16 protein-coding genes are annotated in these 19948 nt (G+C 46.3%); 15 read left to right on the top strand and 1 reads right to left on the bottom strand.

Annotation, left to right across the window (positions count from 1 at the left end):
- From hisH to C161_RS29405, 12 genes are all read left to right on the top strand, one after another.
- Positions 1-627 (top strand): imidazole glycerol phosphate synthase subunit HisH, encoded by a 627-nt coding sequence (gene hisH / locus C161_RS29460; RefSeq protein ID WP_036616175.1) that lies wholly within the window; start codon positions 1-3, stop codon positions 625-627.
- A gap of 62 nt (positions 628-689) precedes the next feature.
- A complete protein-coding gene (hisA, locus tag C161_RS29455) occupies positions 690-1424 on the top strand; it encodes a 1-(5-phosphoribosyl)-5-[(5-phosphoribosylamino)methylideneamino]imidazole-4-carboxamide isomerase (protein ID WP_036616178.1) in 735 nt (244 codons plus the stop codon).
- 30 nt (positions 1425-1454) lie between these two features.
- Positions 1455-2216 (top strand): imidazole glycerol phosphate synthase subunit HisF, encoded by a 762-nt coding sequence (hisF, locus tag C161_RS29450; RefSeq protein WP_036674763.1) that lies wholly within the window; start codon positions 1455-1457, stop codon positions 2214-2216.
- Between the two features lies 1 nt (position 2217).
- Positions 2218-2943, top strand: a complete 726-nt coding sequence (gene hisIE / locus C161_RS29445) for a bifunctional phosphoribosyl-AMP cyclohydrolase/phosphoribosyl-ATP diphosphatase HisIE (RefSeq protein ID WP_036674761.1) — start codon at positions 2218-2220, stop codon at positions 2941-2943.
- A 12-nt stretch (positions 2944-2955) separates the two neighbouring features.
- The gene (gene hisJ / locus C161_RS29440; protein ID WP_036674758.1) at positions 2956-3780 is read left to right on the top strand and encodes a histidinol-phosphatase HisJ; all 825 of its coding nucleotides are present in this window, start codon (positions 2956-2958) and stop codon (positions 3778-3780) included.
- Between the two features lie 263 nt (positions 3781-4043).
- Positions 4044-4991, top strand: coding sequence for a ribose-phosphate diphosphokinase (locus C161_RS29435; RefSeq protein WP_036616184.1), 948 nt, complete (start codon positions 4044-4046; stop codon positions 4989-4991).
- A gap of 255 nt (positions 4992-5246) precedes the next feature.
- Positions 5247-7508: a helix-turn-helix domain-containing protein gene (locus C161_RS29430; RefSeq protein WP_036674756.1), complete on the top strand. Its 2262-nt coding sequence runs from the start codon at positions 5247-5249 to the stop codon at positions 7506-7508.
- A gap of 446 nt (positions 7509-7954) precedes the next feature.
- A complete protein-coding gene (locus C161_RS29425) occupies positions 7955-9556 on the top strand; it encodes an extracellular solute-binding protein (RefSeq protein ID WP_036674794.1) in 1602 nt (533 codons plus the stop codon).
- A gap of 116 nt (positions 9557-9672) precedes the next feature.
- Positions 9673-10572, top strand: coding sequence for an ABC transporter permease (locus C161_RS29420; protein ID WP_036616191.1), 900 nt, complete (start codon positions 9673-9675; stop codon positions 10570-10572).
- A 70-nt stretch (positions 10573-10642) separates the two neighbouring features.
- The gene (locus C161_RS29415) at positions 10643-11515 is read left to right on the top strand and encodes a carbohydrate ABC transporter permease (RefSeq protein ID WP_036616194.1); all 873 of its coding nucleotides are present in this window, start codon (positions 10643-10645) and stop codon (positions 11513-11515) included.
- 49 nt (positions 11516-11564) lie between these two features.
- Complete coding sequence (locus C161_RS29410) at positions 11565-12515, top strand: sugar phosphate isomerase/epimerase family protein (RefSeq protein WP_036674754.1); 951 nt, start codon at positions 11565-11567, stop codon at positions 12513-12515.
- A 255-nt stretch (positions 12516-12770) separates the two neighbouring features.
- The gene (locus C161_RS29405) at positions 12771-14522 is read left to right on the top strand and encodes a hypothetical protein (protein WP_036674751.1); all 1752 of its coding nucleotides are present in this window, start codon (positions 12771-12773) and stop codon (positions 14520-14522) included.
- A 139-nt stretch (positions 14523-14661) separates the two neighbouring features.
- Here C161_RS29405 and C161_RS29400 read toward each other — a convergent pair whose 3' ends face one another.
- Positions 14662-15114 carry a hypothetical protein gene (locus C161_RS29400; RefSeq protein ID WP_036674749.1) on the bottom strand — a complete coding sequence of 151 codons (453 nt, stop codon included), beginning with the start codon at positions 15112-15114 and terminating at the stop codon, positions 14662-14664.
- Between the two features lie 434 nt (positions 15115-15548).
- On the opposite strand from C161_RS29400, the gene C161_RS29395 reads away from it, so the two are divergent.
- The 3 genes from C161_RS29395 (at position 15549) to C161_RS29385 (ending at position 19607) form a co-directional block, all read left to right on the top strand.
- Positions 15549-17282: a tetratricopeptide repeat protein gene (locus C161_RS29395; protein ID WP_036674747.1), complete on the top strand. Its 1734-nt coding sequence runs from the start codon at positions 15549-15551 to the stop codon at positions 17280-17282.
- A 171-nt stretch (positions 17283-17453) separates the two neighbouring features.
- Positions 17454-18413, top strand: coding sequence for a thioredoxin-disulfide reductase (trxB, locus tag C161_RS29390; protein ID WP_036674745.1), 960 nt, complete (start codon positions 17454-17456; stop codon positions 18411-18413).
- A gap of 162 nt (positions 18414-18575) precedes the next feature.
- A complete protein-coding gene (locus C161_RS29385; RefSeq protein ID WP_036616412.1) occupies positions 18576-19607 on the top strand; it encodes an AI-2E family transporter in 1032 nt (343 codons plus the stop codon).
- The last annotated feature ends 341 nt before the right edge of the window (positions 19608-19948 follow it).

Raw genomic sequence — 19948 nt, 5'->3', positions numbered from 1 at the left:
ATGGCGATTGCAATTGTCGATTACGGTATGGGTAACCTGCACAGCGTCGGCAAAGCGGTCGAACGTCTTGGCTACGAAGCGCTGGTCACGGGTGACCGGGAAGAGATTCTTGGCGCAGATGGTGTCATTTTACCAGGCGTAGGTGCTTTTGGTGATGCGATGGTTCATCTGCGTGAGAGTGGACTGGATAAGGTGGTGAAGGAAGCCGCTGCCGGGACCAAACCACTGCTCGGTATCTGTTTGGGCATGCAATTGTTATTCAGCTCAAGTGAAGAGCATGGTGAGCATGAGGGACTGGATATTTTTCCAGGTAAAGTGGTGCGATTCGCACCAGGAGAGCTGAAAGTTCCTCATATGGGATGGAACCGTTTGGAATTTCTGCACGCGGAAAATCCTCTATTTACGGGGCTTGAAGCAGGTCACGTCTATTTTGTCCATTCCTATCATGCGCTTACTGAAAACAGGGACGATCTGCTGGCGGTAACGGATTACGGACATCCGGTGACAGCCATTGTAGGCAGAGGATCCAACTTCGGCATGCAATTCCACCCAGAGAAAAGTGGAGAGCTCGGTATGAAGCTGCTTGGCAACTTTTTGGCTCTGACAGGAGCACCTGTACAAAGGTAAAACATCATCTCTTCTTAACTATAGAAAGCGTACAAATCTAATTCATATTCAGGAGGCCTTGTATGTCATCTTTTATCCTATATCCGGCGATTGATATCCGGGACGGCAAATGTGTAAGACTGGTGCAGGGAGATTATAATCAGGAGACCGTGTATAACGATGACCCGGTTCAAGTGGCTTTATCCTGGGAGAAACAAGGCGGTACATATGTCCATCTGGTGGATCTGGATGGTGCGAAAGCGGGTTATCCTGTTAACGATGAGCTGATCGGGCGGATTGCCTCGGCTGTGAACGTACCTGTTCAGGTGGGCGGCGGACTTCGTACGGTAGCGGATGTAGAACGTTTGCTGGGTCTGGGTGTTAGCCGGCTGATCATTGGAACAGCAGCGATTGAGGATCGTGCTTTTACAGAGGAAGTACTGGGACGTTATGGCGACAAAGTGGCAATTGGCATCGACGCTCGTAACGGTTACGTGGCAACTCGCGGTTGGCTTGAAACATCGGAAGTGCAAGCAGAGGTACTCGCAAAGGAATTGGCGGCATATGGGGCAGAAACGTTTATCTTTACGGATATTTCCCGTGATGGCATGATGCAGGGTCCTAATGTGGAAGCGATTGTGTCTCTAGCCAAGGCAAGCGGACGGACGGTTATTGCTTCCGGCGGTGTGAGTGTAATGGATGATCTGCTTCGTCTGAGTCGCCACGCGGATGATGGTGTTGGTGGAGCAATTGTGGGTAAAGCACTGTATACGGGAAGCATCGATCTGTCTGAAGCAGTACGTGCGGTCAATAAGTAAGGGATATTCGGATAGAGAGGAAGAGGTAGCATGCTGGCAAAAAGAATCATCCCCTGTCTGGACGTGAAGGACGGCCGGGTCGTCAAAGGCGTCAACTTCGTTAATCTCCGCGATGCGGGTGATCCGGTAGAGCTGGCGGCACTATATGACCGCGAGGGCGCGGACGAATTGGTGTTTCTCGATATCTCCGCTTCGGTAGAAGGTCGCGAAACGATGGAAGAAGTCGTGCGTCAGACGGCGGGCGAGATCGCTATTCCCTTTACGGTAGGCGGTGGCATCTCCAAGGTGGAGGATATGAAGCGGATTCTCCGTGCAGGAGCGGATAAAATTGCAGTGAATACAGCCGCGGTACTTAATCCACAGTTGATTGCTGATGGGGCACGTCGCTTTGGCTCCCAATGTATCGTCGTAGCGATTGATGCCAAATATAATGAAGCTTGGGGCGAATGGGAGGTCTACACGCATGGTGGACGGAAACCATCCGGGATCAAGGCACTGGAATGGGTTAAACAGGCTGAGAGCTTGGGCGCGGGAGAAATTCTCCTCACAAGTATGGACGCGGACGGAACAAAAGACGGTTTTGATCTGAAGCTGACGGCAGCGGTATCCGAATCTGTGCATATTCCAGTCATCGCATCGGGCGGTGCGGGCAAGGAATCTCATTTCTATGATGTATTTACCACAGGCAAAGCGGACGCAGGGCTGGCCGCAACGATTTTCCATTACAAAGAAATCGCCGTACCGGCGTTAAAACAACATTTGAGAGAACAAGGGGTGGAGATCCGTGACTAAAGTGAGCGATGAAATCAAGGAACAGTTATCCTTGGAACAGGTTGTGGAACACATTCGTTGGAGTGACGGTTTGGTTCCTGCCATTGTGCAGGATGTAGATACTCGTGAAGTTTTAATGATGGCTTATATGAATCGCGAATCCCTGAAGTTGTCGCTGGAATCCGGTGAGACGTGGTTCTGGTCACGCTCGCGTCAGGAGTTGTGGCATAAAGGAGCAACATCTGGCAACGTGCAGACGATTACTTCCCTAAAATATGATTGTGACGGCGATACCTTGTTGGTTGAGGTGAAACCGAACGGTCCGGCTTGCCATACAGGGACGGTAACTTGTTTCCATAATGAAATCATTGGTTTGCCAGAGAAATTGGCAGACAAGGCTTCGGATGAAGCGGGTGCAGCATCTGCTTCTGCAAGTTCCGGTTCCGAAAGTCGCTTTGAGGTATTGGCTGAACTGGAATCCGTTATTGCAGAGCGTGAACGTGAGCGTCCTGAGGGTGCATATACAACGTATCTGTTTGATAAAGGTGTAGACAAAATACTGAAAAAAATCGGTGAAGAAGCGTCCGAGACGATCATCGCCGCCAAAAATAAAGATAATGACGAGCTTCGTCTGGAAGTCAGTGACCTGATGTATCACCTGCTCGTCCTGTTACAAGAGCGCAAGCTACCGCTGGACGACATTATGTCAGAGCTGAGCCGCCGTCATGAACGGCCTCGCCGCGATTAGGAGGCGAGTTTCGTGCGTATAGACTATCATACACACCATGAGCGGTGTGGACATGCCGTTGGCAAACTTGAAGAGTACGTACAACGTGGTGTGGAGATCGGACTATCCCAGATTGGATTGTCCGATCACATGCCATTGTTGCATGTCGATCCGGCTCAATATTATCCGGAAATGGCGATGCCTATGGATGAGCTGCCGCGTTACGTAGAGGAGTGTTTCTCCCTGAAAGAACGTTACCGCGGGCAGATTGACGTACGTGTTGGTCTGGAAGGTGACTATATTGAAGGCTGGGAAACAGAGATCCGTGCGATCATTGAGCGTTATCCATGGGATTATGTGATTGGCTCTGTTCATTTCCTCGGGGAATGGGACATTACGGATTTCCGCCAGACCCATCACTGGGAGGGCAAAGACATCCTTGAGGTATATCGTCAGTACTACGATGCCGTAAGCAAGGCAGCCGCCACGGGCATGTACGATATTATGGGTCATACGGATGTCATTAAACGGTTTGGCTTTGTTCCTTCAACGGAGCAGACAGAAGAACGTATCTCACTGGAGAACGCAGCGCTGCAGGCTATTGCCAAAAGTGGTTGCGCCATGGAGCTGAATGCTTCCGGGATATCGAAGCCTTGTGCCGAGATGTTCCCTAGTCGCAGAATGCTGACAGAAGCCATTCGCTTGGGTATTCCATTAACCATGGGCTCTGATGCACATGACCCACTGAAGCTGGGCGATTATTTGCCTGAAGCTGAAGCACTTTTACATGAGTTGGGCTGTACGGAAGTCGCTGTTTTTGAAGGCCGTCATCGCTCGTTCATTCCTTTAAATGTATAAGCCATTAGAGTATAATGAGGGTAGGAAATAACCTTTTAGAGGTAGTTCAAAAATTCCGCCTTTGATTACGAAGGATGCCTAATGGCATCTTCAGCATCGAAGCTGGAATTCAGCCGAAATGTCCGTTGCTCACGTAGTTTTGCCTACGCTCCGCTACTCCATTTCTAGCTTTATCCCATCTTCTCGGTACTGAAAACCGGTCTTTTTGAACACTCGCTTTAGATAAGGGATTATATAGGGATTTCAACCCTCGGGAGGGCATTATGCAGCATTCGTTACGTATTTTTTCCGGTTCATCGAACCCTAAGCTGGCAGAACAGGTATGTGACAAGCTGGGTGTACAACTGGGCAAGATCAAGCTGTCCAGGTTCAAGAGCGGAGAAATATACGTTCATTATGAAGAAACGATCCGTAATTGTGATGTGTTTCTGGTACAGTCGTTGTCTCATCCGATCAATGAGCTGTTTGTCGAGTTGCTTGTGATGATTGATGCTGCAAAGAGGGCTTCAGCGCGCACTGTTAACATCATTGTTCCGTATTACGGCTATGCTCGTCAAGAGCGCAAATCCGCACCACGGGAACCGATCTCGGCCAAGATGGTAGCAGATGTATTAACTACGGCTGGCGCCAATCGAGTGGTAACGATCGACCTGCACGCAGCGGCCATTCAGGGATTCTTCAACATTCCGGTTGACCATATGACATCACTGGATTTGATTAGTGATTATCTGTTAAGCAAAGGAATTGAGAACCCTGTTGTCGTCTCCCCGGATGCGGGACGAGCATCGATGGCAGAGAAGCTGGCGAACCGTCTGGATTCTCCATTTGCCATTATGATCAAGAAACGTCCAAGCCATAATGAATCGGTGATTACCCATGTCATTGGTGATGTAGAAGGACGGACACCTATTATTATTGAGGATCTGATCGACACTGGAACAACCATTCTGAATGTCGTGGAAGGGTTGAAGGAACGTGGCTCCAAAAATGTATATGTATGTGCAACACACGGATTGTTCTCGGATGGTGCAGTAAGTAAATTGAATCACCCGTCGATTGAAGAGGTGGTAGTTACGGACTCGATCGCACTGCCAGATGATCACCCTGAATGCTTCAAAGTGTTACCTGTTGCGCCAATGCTGGCCCGCGCTGTACGCATTATTGTGGATGGTGGCTCCATGGCCACATTGTTTAAGGATTCTGGCATTTAGAGCATCGAAGATATAACGGTGTGCTGCCAGATGAATTGTTCCGTGTCTGAGTTGTTATCTGCTCAGCACGGTTTTTTTTGTTTTGGCTCTTTGAATTCAATTCTTGCTTTGCTGCTCAGAGGCTTGTGCTATAATAACATAAAATCAGTTATGATAGCGTTATCATATAGTATTCAGCCCCTAAGGTGAGATGGATGCTGAACAGTAGAACCACGGCTGAGAACATTGGCATCGTGGAGTGAGGAGTGGGGTCTATTGTCTCGTAATTGGTACTACCGGTTATTGTTCTCGTACTTCCCAATTTTTTTTCTTACGGTGACCATACTCATTTTTATCGCGTTTGTTTTCATCAATGACATCTCTAAAGAGGAAACAAAAAAAGCAGACCGGATTTCCTCCAGTTATATGATAGACACGGTGGATCGTACAATCAGGGATATTGAACTATCCATCCTGGAAACGGTACAGAGTCAGCAGGCATACAAACTCTATTTTAATAACACAAACCTGACCAGCTCGGACACGGTGTATGCAATTGCGCAGAATTTACGTGAGCTATCCAATTCGTCCTCATGGATTCAATCCATCTATCTATATGACAAGCGAAATAAACATGTTCTGACCGTAAGTGGTTCCAGAGAAGTGGAAGGTTTCTCGGATGAGGCATGGATTGATCAGATGGGTACCGGGTCTATCGGTTCAGGCTGGCAACCGGTCCGGGAATTCGATGCAGACTCTGTTCAACGTACCCCTATTCGCGTATTAACCGTGAACAAGGATATGCCTTTGCCTTTTGGCTCTCAGGGCACATTGGTCATTAATATCAAGATGAGCAGCATTGAACAGAGTGTAGATAGTATGGTTAATGGTCAGCTCTCATTCCTGACGATTACGGATCGGGACGGTAAGGCTGTGTATAATGCACATTCGGACCAAGAGGGCTCGATAGATGGTCAGGAACTGAATAGGCTAGCGCTAGAAAGACTGGGCTGGACAATATCCAGTGGAATTAAGGCCGGCAACTTATTTGGCTGGGTATCGGTCATATCTTATGTATGGGTAATCATTGCTATTGTGACTGTCATCTGTGCGATTGTATATATCGTGTATATTACTCGTCGTAACTATAAACCCATTCAGATCATCATGAACCGGATTGAGTCTCATCAGATTCGGGCGTTCGAACACTCAGGTGCTCGCACGGATGAGATGAAGATGATTGATGGTGTGCTTGAGAATCTGATTAATCATATGATGGATTATGACAAGAAAAGCAGGGAAAATGTACTCATGCAGCGCAGCAAGTTGTTCAATGCCCTGTTGCATGGTGAACACATGGAAAATGCAGCAGAGCAATTAAAAGAGCTCTCTCCACTGAATGACGTGAATGACTCGTCGCGTTTTGTCGTTGTTGTTGGAGAGATTAACCGTTATGAGAAGGGATTTCAGGAGAGGTACACGAGAGGTGAACAAAATACGCTGAAGTTTGCCTTGATGAACGTTTTGCAAGAGCTGTCACGTAATACGGGAGTCCAATGCTGGACGGAATGGATTAGTGTGGATCGAATTGCAATCCTTTTTGTGTTCAAAGAACAGAATAATAACAACTTGGATATGTCTGGGCAGATTCGTGTTGTAGCTGAGGAATGCAAATCTTGGGTAGAACAAAATCTACGCATTTCCTTAAGCTTTGGCATTGGACCTATCGCTCAGGGAATCGGTACAATACGAGATTCCTATGCGGCCGCAGAAGCAGTAATGCAACGTAAACTGTTGATGAATGGAGATGTCGGTCAAGCCGACTGCGGTGAAACACAGCATCCTTTGCTGGATACCTATACCTATCTGCAGATGATTGCGGACTTTGTTAAGCGGTTCCGGATGTCGAGTGGACAGTGGCGGGAACAGTTGGAGGAGATCTTTACAGCGTTTGAACAGAACAAACTGCCGGATGATGAGATTCGTTCTCTGATTCAGGCCATGTTACAGATGCTCAGCCGAGAGGTGGCCATGATGTCGGAAGGACTCCAGGAAGAGCTGTCCGAAGAAAACATCAACAGATGGTTGAGTGCTGTAGAAGAGGCAGAGACGCTTGCGGATGTGAAAAGTCTTTTGTTTGATGGTCTGACGGACTTGTTCAGAACGTATGTAGCGGTAACGGAAACCAAGAGCTACAAAGCCATGGTCAACGAAATGAAAAATTATATCGAAGAACAGTTTGCGAATCCTGATCTTTCATTGAAACATCTGAGCGATCGATTCCAGATTACGGGCAAACATGCGAGTTATTTGTTCAAGACAGAATTCAACATGAAGTTTGTTGATTTTGTTACAGAGCTTCGCATGAAGGAGACGGAGCAGCTTCTGCTCAATACCGATTACTCTTTGCAGGATATTGCCCTGAAGGTGGGGTATGCAAATGGAATTACGTTGGGACGTGTATTTAAGCGGGTAACGGGTATTACACCAGGAGATTATCGTCGTTTGAAACGTGAACATCGAGAACCCGAAGAGTAAAGCAAAAGTGATCCTATTCTGAGATCTGTACATCAGGATAACACAGGGTGAATTTCATGTAGTCACTTTCCACTTAGGAGAGAGGCTTGCAGAGGTTCGCCCTGTTTTCGTTGAACAATACTCTTATACTAAATCGGATGCAACTGTTTTCGCAGGATAACAAGCTAATATTCCTGTTTTTTTCCCGTTTACGAATATAGGCAGTGTGTGAAAATGGTTTATCCGACTTGGGACAGGCAGTTCTGATCCTTGAGGCGAAGAGTGCCGTCAAAGCCTAGAGCAGCGCAGCTTTGGGAAAAGAATCAGTCTGCGAAAATAGGCTTAACATATAAACCATAATCCGTTTGTAAGCGCTTCCGAAAGAGGTTTATTGCAGGATGACGGAAAAATGTGAAATACTCTGGGCAAGCTTTAAACATTCACGCAAAGCCAAAGGGGATGACAAAATGAGAAGCAAAGCAACCAAAGGGAGTCTAAAGAAATGGATGGGTTTGGCGCTTACGATGGTAATGGGCGTTTCTTTACTTGCGGGATGCTCATCAGCATCAGAAGAATCAGCTGAAGGCGGAACATCAGGCAATGGCGAGCGCGTTACCTTAAAGGTGGAGATTTTTGACCGTGGTAACAGTCCTTCACCGTACACAATTACGAACAACTATCTATCTAAAATGATTCAGGAGAAGTTCGGTGATCCCAACAATATTGACGTACAGTTTGTACCCGTTCAGCGTTCTGAGGAAGTTACCAAGCTGAACGTCCTGATGGCTAGCAATACGGATGTCCCTGATATTGTCTTTGTTTATGACTCAAGCGTGTTTTATCGGTATGCCCAGCAGGGTGGTTTGACTGATGTTGGAGAGTTGATTGATCAGCACGGTCCGAACCTGAAGAAGTTCCTGGGTGAAGATACTTTGAAGTTTGGGCAAGTGGAAGGACAACAGTTTGCTGTTCCGGGTAAACGTGCTATCACAGGCCGATACAGTTCTTACATCCGTCAGGATTGGCTCGATAAGCTGGGATTGCCAGCGCCGAAGACCACGGATGAATTATATACAACTTTGAAAGCGTTCAAGGATAAAGATCCTGGTGGTCTCGGAAGCAAAAACATCCCAATGGGTATGGCTCTTGCACCAGCTCAATTCGAAACGCTCATCTACTCATTCATCAAGCCAGTTAGTGGCGACCTGACCTATGGTCAACGGTATGAATTGCCACTGCATGAAGGATTCAAAGAATCGATGCAGTTCCTGAACAAACTGTACAACGAAGGTCTGATCAGCAAAGACTTCAGTTTGGATGAAGACAAAACGCAGTTAGGGAAAGACATTCAAAACGGTAACGTAGGTTACTGGTCTGAAGATGTGGATGCCATGTTCTACGGAGATGGCACACTGGATAATTTGCATAAAAATGTGAGTGGCAGTGAAGTGTTGCCGGTTGATGTGTACACCAATCCAAATGCAGACAACAAACACATCAAGTCACGCTACGGAACAAATGGTATGTACATTATGATTCCGAAGAGCAGCAAACGTTCTGTCGAAGCGATCAAATATCTCGACTGGATGGCATCTGACAACAATCTGATTGATATCTACAGTGGTGTGGAAGGCGAGAACTATGATTTGGTAGACGGCATTCCAGTAGTGAAAGAGGATGCATCCCAGGAAGCGCAGGATCGTCTGTTTAACGCAGGGGATACAGCCATTATCTCGAACGGTAAAAACATTGGTGATCAAGCGACGAATGAAAAGGCATGGATTATGGGCTTCCCGCAAAATAATCAGGAGATGCTGAAACAATCCATTGATATTGCTAACACCGATACGGTAGGACCAATCATTTTCGACAAACCGATTGAAGCAGAGATGAAGTACAGCACAGCTCTCAAAGACAAATTAAATGTCATTATCGTAAAAACAGCGATGGCTAAGCCAGCAGAATTCGATGCGGTATATGAAAAAGAAATGGCTGATTTCATGTCTCTGGGTGGTACTGAACTGAAAAAAGAACTTGAAGAAGCAGTTCAGGCACTTCCTGCAAATTAAGTAGCTCCACATTTCAATCTCCAAGACAGATACCCATACTACTGCTTAACTAGAAAGGAACGTGTGCCGCCGGACTGGCGGCACAGCCGTTTCCTTGTTGATAGGAGGAAACCGACTTGACCACCACATACTTGAAGAGGTATTGGCAATTATACGCTCTGATTTCACTGCCCATTATCTACTTTTTAATCTTTCGTTATGGACCGATGTACGGTGTACAGATCGCCTTTAAGGACTTTAACCTGTTTCAGGGAATCAGCGGCAGTGAGTGGATCGGTTTTGATGCTTTTCGCGAAGTATTTGGAATGCGGGACTTCTACACGACATTGCGCAACACCTTTATGCTGAATTTTCTTGATCTGGTCGTTTCATTTCCAGCTCCTATTATTCTGGCGATCATGCTTTATGAAGTTCGATTCAAATGGTTCAAAAAAATCTCACAAACGATATTGTACATTCCTCACTTTATCTCATGGGTAATCATCGGGGGAATTGTGTACCAATTGTTCGGTAATCAATCCGGTATGGTTAACGGTGTACTGGAAAGCATGGGCTTAAATTCAATACCATTTTTGACAGAAAAAAATCCATGGCTTGTGACGTATCTCTTCACAGGTGTCTGGCAAAGTGCAGGATGGGGAACCATTCTATATCTGGCCGCATTAACCGGCGTCAACAAGGAATTGTTTGAAGCAGCTGAGATCGATGGAGCATCGCGGCTGAAGAGAATCTGGCATATTACATTGCCAAGTATTAAACCAACCATCGTGACCTTGCTTATTCTCAATCTTGGACATATGGTCAGCATCGGTTTTGATCGGCCTTATATCATTGGTAATACGGCCGTGCGTGAATATTCCGATGTACTCAGTACCTTTGTATACAGAGTTGGTCTTGAATCAGGACAATACACGCTGGCAACTGTCGTCGGACTGTTCCAGGCAGTGGTGGGACTCATATTCGTGCTAGGATCTAACTATATTTCGAAGAAAGCAACCGGTGAAGGTATTTTGTAGGTTGTGGATGAACGGAAGAGACGCCAATCGGCTTGTTTGTATAGACCATCAGTAAAGGAGCTGTGCGCATATGAGTGAACGCACCTCAAACCGGATTTTTGATATCGTTAATATCTCCTTTATCACCTTGTTTGTTATATTCTGCCTGGCTCCATTTCTGCACACGATCGCGATCTCATTCAGTTCTAACCGTGCGATTACGTCAGGCGAAGTGACCATATTCCCGAAAGAATTCAATTGGGATGCGTATATCCAGGTGTTCTCTGATCAGTCGATGATCTATTCACTGGGTTACACGACAGTTCTGACAATTGCTACTACTGTGCTGTGCATGGTGTTCACACTGGCAGCTGCATACCCGTTAACTAAGAAAAAATTGAAAGGGCGCAAGCTCTTCATGTATGTCATCATCATTACGATGTTCTTCAGTGGCGGGATCATTCCCGAGTACTTGCTCATTCGTGACTTGAACTTGCTTAATTCCGTGTGGGCACTGATTCTGCCAGGACTGGTCAGTCCGTTTAACCTGATTATCCTGATTTCCTTCTTCAGAGGTATTCCTGAAAGTCTGGAAGAATCCGCTGAGATTGACGGCAGTTCCCATGTACACACGCTCTTCAAAATTATATTGCCACTATCCATGCCAGTACTGGCTACACTAGCGCTATTCTATGCGGTTGGACGCTGGAATGGATTCCAGGATTCCCTGATGTATATTAATGATCCGAAGCTGTACCCGCTTCAACTGAAGTTATTCCAAATGGTACAGAACAATATGGTCAGCGAGCTTACCCAGATGGAGGGTGCTAACCGTACGCCATTGACTCCCGAGAGTCTCAAGGCCGCAACCGTTATTTTCGCAACCGTTCCGATTCTACTCGTTTATCCGTGGCTGCAAAAGTATTTTGTCAGTGGTGCGATGCTTGGCGCGGTAAAAGGTTGAGTTAAGGCTGATGTAAAAAGTTTAGCCAGAGGGAGGAGAAGGAAAACAGATGCAGCACATAGACAAGGGCGAATACTCATTCTCGACATGTTGGAACATCAGGAAACATCCCATAGGGGAAGATATGATTCGGGAGATTGCGGATCTCGGCTTTCGTCGGGTGGAGCTCAATTATAATGTGACGAAGGAGATGCTCACGACGATTGAGCCCATGATTGAGCGTGGAGAGATCGGAATTTCTAGTGTCCACAACACTTTTCCACATGACCCTGATCCAGACTACGGTACGGATTCCATCTTGCTCGGCTTCGAAGATGAAGTGAAACGTAAACGGGCGATCGAATTGCTGGTAGAGTCGGCTGAATATGCCCAACGTTATGGTGGAGAAGCAGTTGTTGTACACCCGGGAGAGGTACCTTTTCCTGAGGATATCAGCAAAGACCTTGGAAAGATCTATAACGAGGAAGGTCCGGACTCACCGAAGTATCGCAGTAAATGGGCTGAATTGATGGAGCGGCGGGAAGCCCTCAGTTCAGGGTATGTGGAGAAAATTATCGCCAGTCTGGATGAGGTATGCAATCGGGCGGCAGCTAAAGGTCTGGATGTTCGTTTTGGCATCGAGACAAGATCGCGACCACAACAGATTCCTACCCTTGCCGAAGCCAAGACTATCATCACAGCTCTCAAAGGGGCTCCGGTTGGTATCTGGTACGATACAGGTCATGCCATCATGATGGACCGAATGGGCCTTTATGACAGTGTGGGAGAAATGCAAGGGCTGATGGATGATATCGTAGGGGTCCATATCCATGAGACACTTGGTCTCTCTGACCACTGGTGCCCGTATGTACACAGTAAGGATATGAACTTCTATGATGCCTATCTGCCGATGATTCGTCGCGCACAGGTGAAGGTGTATGAGTTGAAGTCTGCCTGTAAGGCAGAAGAGATTCATGAGAGTCATGACTTGCTAATGAAGAAGCTTGGAGTGACAGAGTAGGCGCGGTGAAGTGGGGAACAGTTTGCATGTTCACAGCCTGTGTTCAACGACTGTTTCCTCAGTGACGGAGACACATGAGTATTTAGTAAAACAAGCACAGATTTTCTGGCGACTTTTGTAGAAATATGATATATACTGACGAGAAAAATGAACTCACCTACGGGCGGTATGAGAAGGCTTCCGGTCTGAATTGAAGGCACTGAAGCAACATACTCCGCACATCGGGAGAATGCATTGGTATGGAGGGGACTGCACATGTACAAACAACTGGTGGACAGTAATGACAGAGCGGTAGAAAGAGGCATATCCCGGCAGATGCTTGACCCGGAAAGCCGTTTCTATGGAGGGACAGTTGATCCCTTCACAGGTGTTGCCTGGGTCAACCATACGACTGGAACGCCCACGGATATGTGTTACTGGGGAGCTGCGCTCTCCAATCCGGACTCTATCTATTACCGGGATGAATCGTTGTTAAATCGACTGCTGTTAGCTACGGAATTTGTACTCCGTTTCCAGCATGAAGACGGTTCAATATCGCCTGGCTGGACCAATTACCATTCCCCTCCGGATACTGCATTTGTCGTTGTAGGGTATTCACAGTTGTATCAGCTTCTTCAGCAGCAAGAATGGGAGCCGCTTCAACCTGTATTGAACAATATGAGGCTGTTTCTGGAACGTACAATCCCAACCATGCTTACAGGAGGTTGTCATACGCCCAATCATCGCTGGGTGCTATGCGCGGCGCTTGGTTTCCTGCATAAAATATTTGATCTGGAGGAAGCTGTGCAGCGCGCAGAGCAGTGGATGGATGAAGGCATGGATATCACACCCGATGGGGAGTGGACAGAACGGAGCAACGGGATATACAGCGCAGTTAGCGACATCATGTTAATTCATGCTGCGCGCCTGCTCAATCGTCCTGAACTGCTGGAACCAGTGAGGCTTAATCTCCGCATGATGGTGTATCTGGTCCATCCAACGGGTGAAATTGTTACGGATTATTCAGGGCGACAGGATCTGGGCAGTGTTCATGATCTGTCACCTTATTATCTGCCTTATGCCATTTTGGCTCGGCTGGACGGTGATCCACTCTTTGCAGGTATGGCAGCCTGGGCTGGAGATACATTGACAGATCCGGGAGTATGTTCTGTGAATACGCTCATTCGATTAATGCTTGAGCCGGAGCTTCAGCAGACGAATGATACACGTGATGCATTACCGGAACAGTATGAGGTCATGCTGAATGAACATTTTGTACGGGAAGAATATTTGGAGCAGATGGACTCAGTGGGGCATCACGGACGGATCTCTCACAGTCGGATGCATACGGATTTTGGTGCTCCGGTAGCCCGAATTCGGGATGGTGCTACTAGCGTGACTGTGATGACAGAAGTTCCTTCTTTCTTCGCGCTTCGTCATGGCAAGGTGCGTCTGCTGGCTGTGCAACTGGCCTCGTACTTTAATCCAGGGTATGTACCTATGCAGCAAATGACGAGGCTGTCCGAAGGGTATCGACTAACTGGTGAGCAGAAAAAAGGTTATTACGGCCCAATTCCTGCGAACCTGCTGCCAGAATCGGCTACATCAGCCATCAGTCCATGGTACTTGTTACCTCATCAGAGTCGTCAGCTTACTCATGAGCAGACCTTCCGTGTAGGAGCAGAATTACAGCCAACGGAAAACGGATGGAACATGCATCTATCTGGACAGGAACCGGAAGACATTATGATGCAGTTGTCCTTTGTATTCGGAAGCGAAGGTGAACTGACCTGTGAGGACGCAATTGAAACGAGTGAGGGTCATTATTTGTGGAAAGGCGGTACATTACGCTATACCTGCGGAGAAGACTGGCTGGAGATCACCGGGGGCGAGCTGGGGCATCTGGCTGCCACGGTACGTGAGGCAAAACTGCCGGACAAGTGTAAGGTTGTGCTGGTCAATTTCATGACGCCGTTTGATAAAACCCTGCATATTTCACTTTCACCATCGATGGCGTCGAAGATCTAGATTTATTAGATATTTAAGCCATAATAGTTAGAAGACCGAGCCCAAATGCTCGGTCTTCTTTTTTTACGAATGACTACAATTAACGTTCTAAAATGTATTTCCCACTGTCCAGCTCAGTCCAGTAATGTATGAACTATGATCATTTCAGTTGCTCTAACGCAGTTTCGATTGGTTTAGTGAACAGAGGATCATCTTTGGTTTTGCTCCAGTAAACGATAAAAACATTTCCTTTCTCATATAGAAAAGGGAATGTTGTAAATTGGGCGCTTTCCATGTGTTTATTGAATTCTTTTGTCCCGTTGATGCGATCCTTTTCAGAATTGAAAATATAAAAATGTATAAATTCAGGGCTATATGGTTCTTCTTCCACGGGCACTTCAACGGAGTACACCTCAGGTACAACATCATTTAATTTCAAAGGATACCCGGTGATACCAAAGGACACTAAATCCAGTTCTTGAGACTCGAGCGCGCTCAGTACATCCTCTAATGTGAACTTATTTTCTATGTTTATTATATCTTTTGAACATCCATTCAAAGCAAACAAGCCTATTAAGATGAATATAAGTGGTTTTATCTTTGAGATTCTCAATATAACATCCCCTTAAAATATTTATTTTTTATTACATACGCGAAAAAGAGGCTGACCGTCAGAGCTAATATACGTTGTTTGATTTTTAATGGAGATAAACCACTAAAAAGGACAATAAGGATAATAATACCATAGACTACACTCGTATTATTATAACCGGACCGAATCCAGTTAGATGCCGCGTAACCGACAAGAATAGACTAATGCAATACTGCAAAGAGAGCCTATGGTAAGTGAGTGTAGGAGTCTCTAGGTAAACATGGTTTTCCTTTGAATAAACAACGCTCCAAGGTGATAGGTTTCCGCAAAATGGAATATCATCTTCTTTTGCATTTTTTTCATAAACGACATGAAACTACATATTGAGAAGTGGGCCTTAAGATGTGGTATACTGAAGAGTATGAATGAAATGCAAAGAGGAGGTGCCTTGGAAGATGAAGGGCAAGCTAGTGCGGGCTGAGGGACACCTTGCCAATATTATACCGATTCACTTGGATGCTTCTTTCTTTTTTGAAAGAGCTGTCCGCTCGCTGGACCGTAATCATGTCGACAAGGCATTAAAATATTTTCGCAAAGCTGTTGAATACGAACCGGAAAATCCGGTAAATCATTGTAATATGGCGGGTATATTATCGGAGAAGGGGGATTACGAAGCCTCCAATGCCATTCTGGCTAACGTGCTGGAAGTGGTAGATCCGTCAATGACGGAATGTTATTTTTATATGGCGAACAATTATGCAAATATGGATCGGTTTGAGGAAGCCGAGCAAGCACTTGTTACCTATCTGGAGGAGGACACCCAAGGTCAGTTCATGACGGAAGCCGAAGAGATGATGGAGCTTCTGTATTATGAGCTGGATCGTCCGACCAAACTGAATCGAATCAAATCACGCAAAGGTGTAGTGGAGCACGATCAGGCACGGGAACTGCTGGAAGAAGGAAAATTTGCACAGGCTGCTGAATTGCTCGAAGGCATGTCTTCTGATTATCCTGATTACTTGGCTGCCCGTAACAATCTGGCACTCGCCTACTATTATATGGGTCTGTTTCCCAAAGCAAAAGAGACCATTGCCGAAGTGCTTGAACAGGAACCAGGTAATCTGCATGCACTCTGTAATTTGGCCATTTTCCATCAAAATGAGAACCGGGCTGATCAGGTTTTGCTTCTGATCAAAAAATTGCGGGTCATCGTGCCCTTCCAGCACGAACAAGTCTACAAACTGGCGACAACGATGGGAATTCTGGGCCAACACGATACGGCTTATGTTCACTTCCGGCGTTTGCTCAAGGACGAAGAGACAGCTGCTGATCCGGCACTTGCTCACTATGCAGCAGTGGCGGCTTATAATACAGAACGATATGATGCTGCTGAGCGTTTATGGCATCATGTGTCCAAGCTTGATCCGGGTTCCGAAGTATCCCGGTATTATCTGTCAGGTCTTGAGGCTGTAAAACAAGGCGAGCAAGAGCCAGAGAAGCTAAGTTATCATTATCATCTACCATTTGATGAGCAATTCAGACAGTGGGAGAACTATGGTAGTGGCATACCTGAAGAAATGAAAAATGATCCACTGATTCGCTCATCCTTCTTCTGGGCATTGCGTCATGGTGATCGGGCAACCAAGCTACAGGTGATTCATGCGCTTGGGATGATCGGTGACTATGAGGTGCAGCAGGCTCTGCAATCCTTTATTGAAGAGACTGGAGAAGAACAGGATCTGCTTGAGGCAGCACAGACTGTACTGAACGGATTGAAATCGGCTGAACATGAGGATCGGAATTCTCAGGTGGTTCGACCCTTTTCTCCTGTAGCCTTGAAGTCTATTGGGAAGGTTCCATCCACATCAGAGCAATCGGACACTGGATCAACCTCCCATTGGCAGGCTGTTGTTGATCGTGCGTTACAGATGTCTGAAGCAAAGGCTGAGTTGCAGCACGAGATGGAACGGCTCTGGACGGATTATGTATCCCGGGTACATCCGGAAGTTCCGGGTACGAAGCAGATTGAGGGTTGGGCTGCAGGACTTGAATATTTGGCAGCGAAGAATCACAGTCGGCCCGTTACCTATCAAAGCATTGCTGAGCGGTATGGGATATCGGCATCAACGGTTAGCAAGTATGCTAAACAGATTCATTCGGTTTGTAACAGCAAGCCACCACTAGTATAGAAAGTTCGCTTCAACTCGTTTTCAGAAAGACATCATCAGGTGAAGGATACAACAACCGGGAAAACGGGTAAACTTAACGAATGGGCTTCGTAAACGCCTGTAGGATATCATCTTGGCAAGTTCATCGCTAGTACAACACATTCTCACCTTAATTAAGGAGGCTGTATCTATATGTCTAAATACAGAACGATTGTGATCGGAACGGGACCTGCGGGTCTGACAGCAGCGATATATCTGGCTCGTGCTAATCTGAAACCACTGGTTATCGAAGGTCTTCAGCCGGGTGGTCAATTGACGACGACAACGGAAGTTGAGAATTTCCCCGGTTTCCCGCAAGGTATCATGGGTCCGGAACTGATGGACAACATGCGTAAGCAAGCTGAACGTTTTGGAGCGGAATTCAAAAACGGTTGGGTGGAAGAGGTTGATTTCAGCAAACCGCCCTTCAAGGTCAAAGTTGGAGGAATCGGTGAACTGGAAGCTGAATCGATCATTATCTCCACAGGTGCTTCCGCTCGTTATCTCGGTATTCCGGGCGAGCAGGAAAATGTGGGACGTGGTGTAAGTACATGCGCGACATGTGACGGTTTCTTCTTCCGTGGCAAAAAAATCGTGGTCGTGGGCGGTGGAGACTCCGCGATGGAGGAAGCGAGTTTCCTGACTCGTTTTGCAACAGACGTGACATTGGTTCACCGCCGGGATGAATTACGTGCATCCAAGATTATGCAGGATCGGGCTCGCAGCAATGAAAAGGTGAAGTGGGCACTGAACCGTACTCCTCTTGAGGTCGTACCTGAAGCTTTGGGTGTCAAAGGGCTGAAAGTGCGCAACAACGAGACGGGGCAGGAAGAGTTGCTTGAAGCAGATGGCGTATTCGTTGCCATTGGTCACACACCGAATACCGGATTCCTGGGTAATGCGATTGCACTGGACGAACATGGCTATGTTGTCGTTAAACCCGGAACAACGGAGACCAATATTCCGGGTGTATTTGCCTGTGGTGATGTTCAAGATACGAAGTATCGTCAAGCTATTACGGCTGCAGGATCAGGATGTATGGCTGCGATGGATTGTGAGAAGTTCCTTGAAGGAAGCATTGTCCATGATTGGAGCGAAACGTTGGATAAATAAGCATTACATGCGTGAGGTTAGGCATATGCTGGGAATAAGAGACAACGGGAAGTCTCATGAAATGAGAGAAGCCGGAAGGCTTCTCTTTTTTTGAAACTACAGTGGGCATGAGATCGTATACATATAGGGCATATTAGCTGTGAGGTGAAGATTTTGGGGGAAATGATAAAAGATTGGTTACAGAATGCGACAGTGAGACGATTTTTGATCCTGCTCTTGTTCTGTTTAATTTTGTTCAGTATGGGGAGTATGCTGCACATGATTCTGCTGTTGTTCCTGGTGACGTATGTCATGAACAGGTTACAGCATTTCATTACAGGTGGTTTAAATCGGTTGTTTCCAATCAATTATAAAGTTGTAGTCATCCTACTCTATATGATTGTGATCGCAGTCATTGTGCTTGGCATTTCCAGATATTCACCACGGATCGTGGATCAGGTCGTTCAGTTGACAAACGAGATTATGAAATTTCTGGATAGTGCAGACGGTGATAACTTTGCGTCCAAAATTGCGGGTTATCTTCAATCCTTCGATATTAAAAATTACACCAATGATGCATTGAAATATATTTTCGCTTTGAGCAAATGGCTGGAGTTTATTCTGCTCGTCATCATTCTGAGTCTGTTCTTCTTGTTGCAGAAGCAGGAGATATCCAAGTTCACGTCCAAGTTTAAAACAAGTAAAATTGGATGGTTCTACAATGAAGTTGCTTATCTGGGAGACAAGTTCGTATCTTCTTTTGGTAAAGTCATTGAGGCACAGCTTCTTATTGCGGTGTTTAATACGGTACTGACGATACTGGGCTTATGGATTCTGGGTTTCCCGTATCTGTTCGCTCTGACCATTCTGGTGTTCATGCTCAGTCTGGTTCCCGTTGCGGGGGTTATCATCTCACTTGTACCGCTCTGTCTGATTGGGTATCAGATGGGTGGACTGAAATTAAGCATTATTGTGATCATCATGATTATTGTTATTCATGCTTTGGAGACGTACTTCCTGAATCCAAAACTGATGGCACACAAGACCAAATTGCCAATGTTCTACACCTTTATCGTACTGATTCTGTCGCAACACTTCCTGGGGATCTGGGGACTGATCATTGGTATTCCGATCTTTGTCTTCCTGCTCGATATTCTGGATGTGAACAAGATGGAGAAGACGGAAGAGCCGGTACGTGTGGAAACGAAGTTATAACGTAGAAAAATCAACTGAGTCAGCCCAATTTCTACAATTTTAGATTTTCATAAAAGTAAGGGAGCCTTCCTGTGGATGGAAGGCTCTTTTTTTGTTGGCAATACCGTCATTAGATAGCTTTCTGCGTAAAAATGACAGGTGGCGGGGTGCATAAGATGAGTCACCTATATGAGGGGACGATGTTGATCTTTTATGAATGGAACGAGTGAAGATGCAATATCATGAGTTGAGGCTTCCTCTGTTATGGGGAGGAAGGAATAAAGCGTGCGTTTATAAATGAAGGTAATGAGGATGTATACGTATTCAAAAACGGTGCGTGATGTGGTTCACAACCCCGGCGG

The organism is Paenibacillus sp. FSL R5-192, from assembly GCF_000517845.1.
Taxonomy (GTDB): domain Bacteria; phylum Bacillota; class Bacilli; order Paenibacillales; family Paenibacillaceae; genus Paenibacillus; species Paenibacillus amylolyticus.
This window is presented reverse-complemented; position numbering and strand designations above follow the sequence as displayed.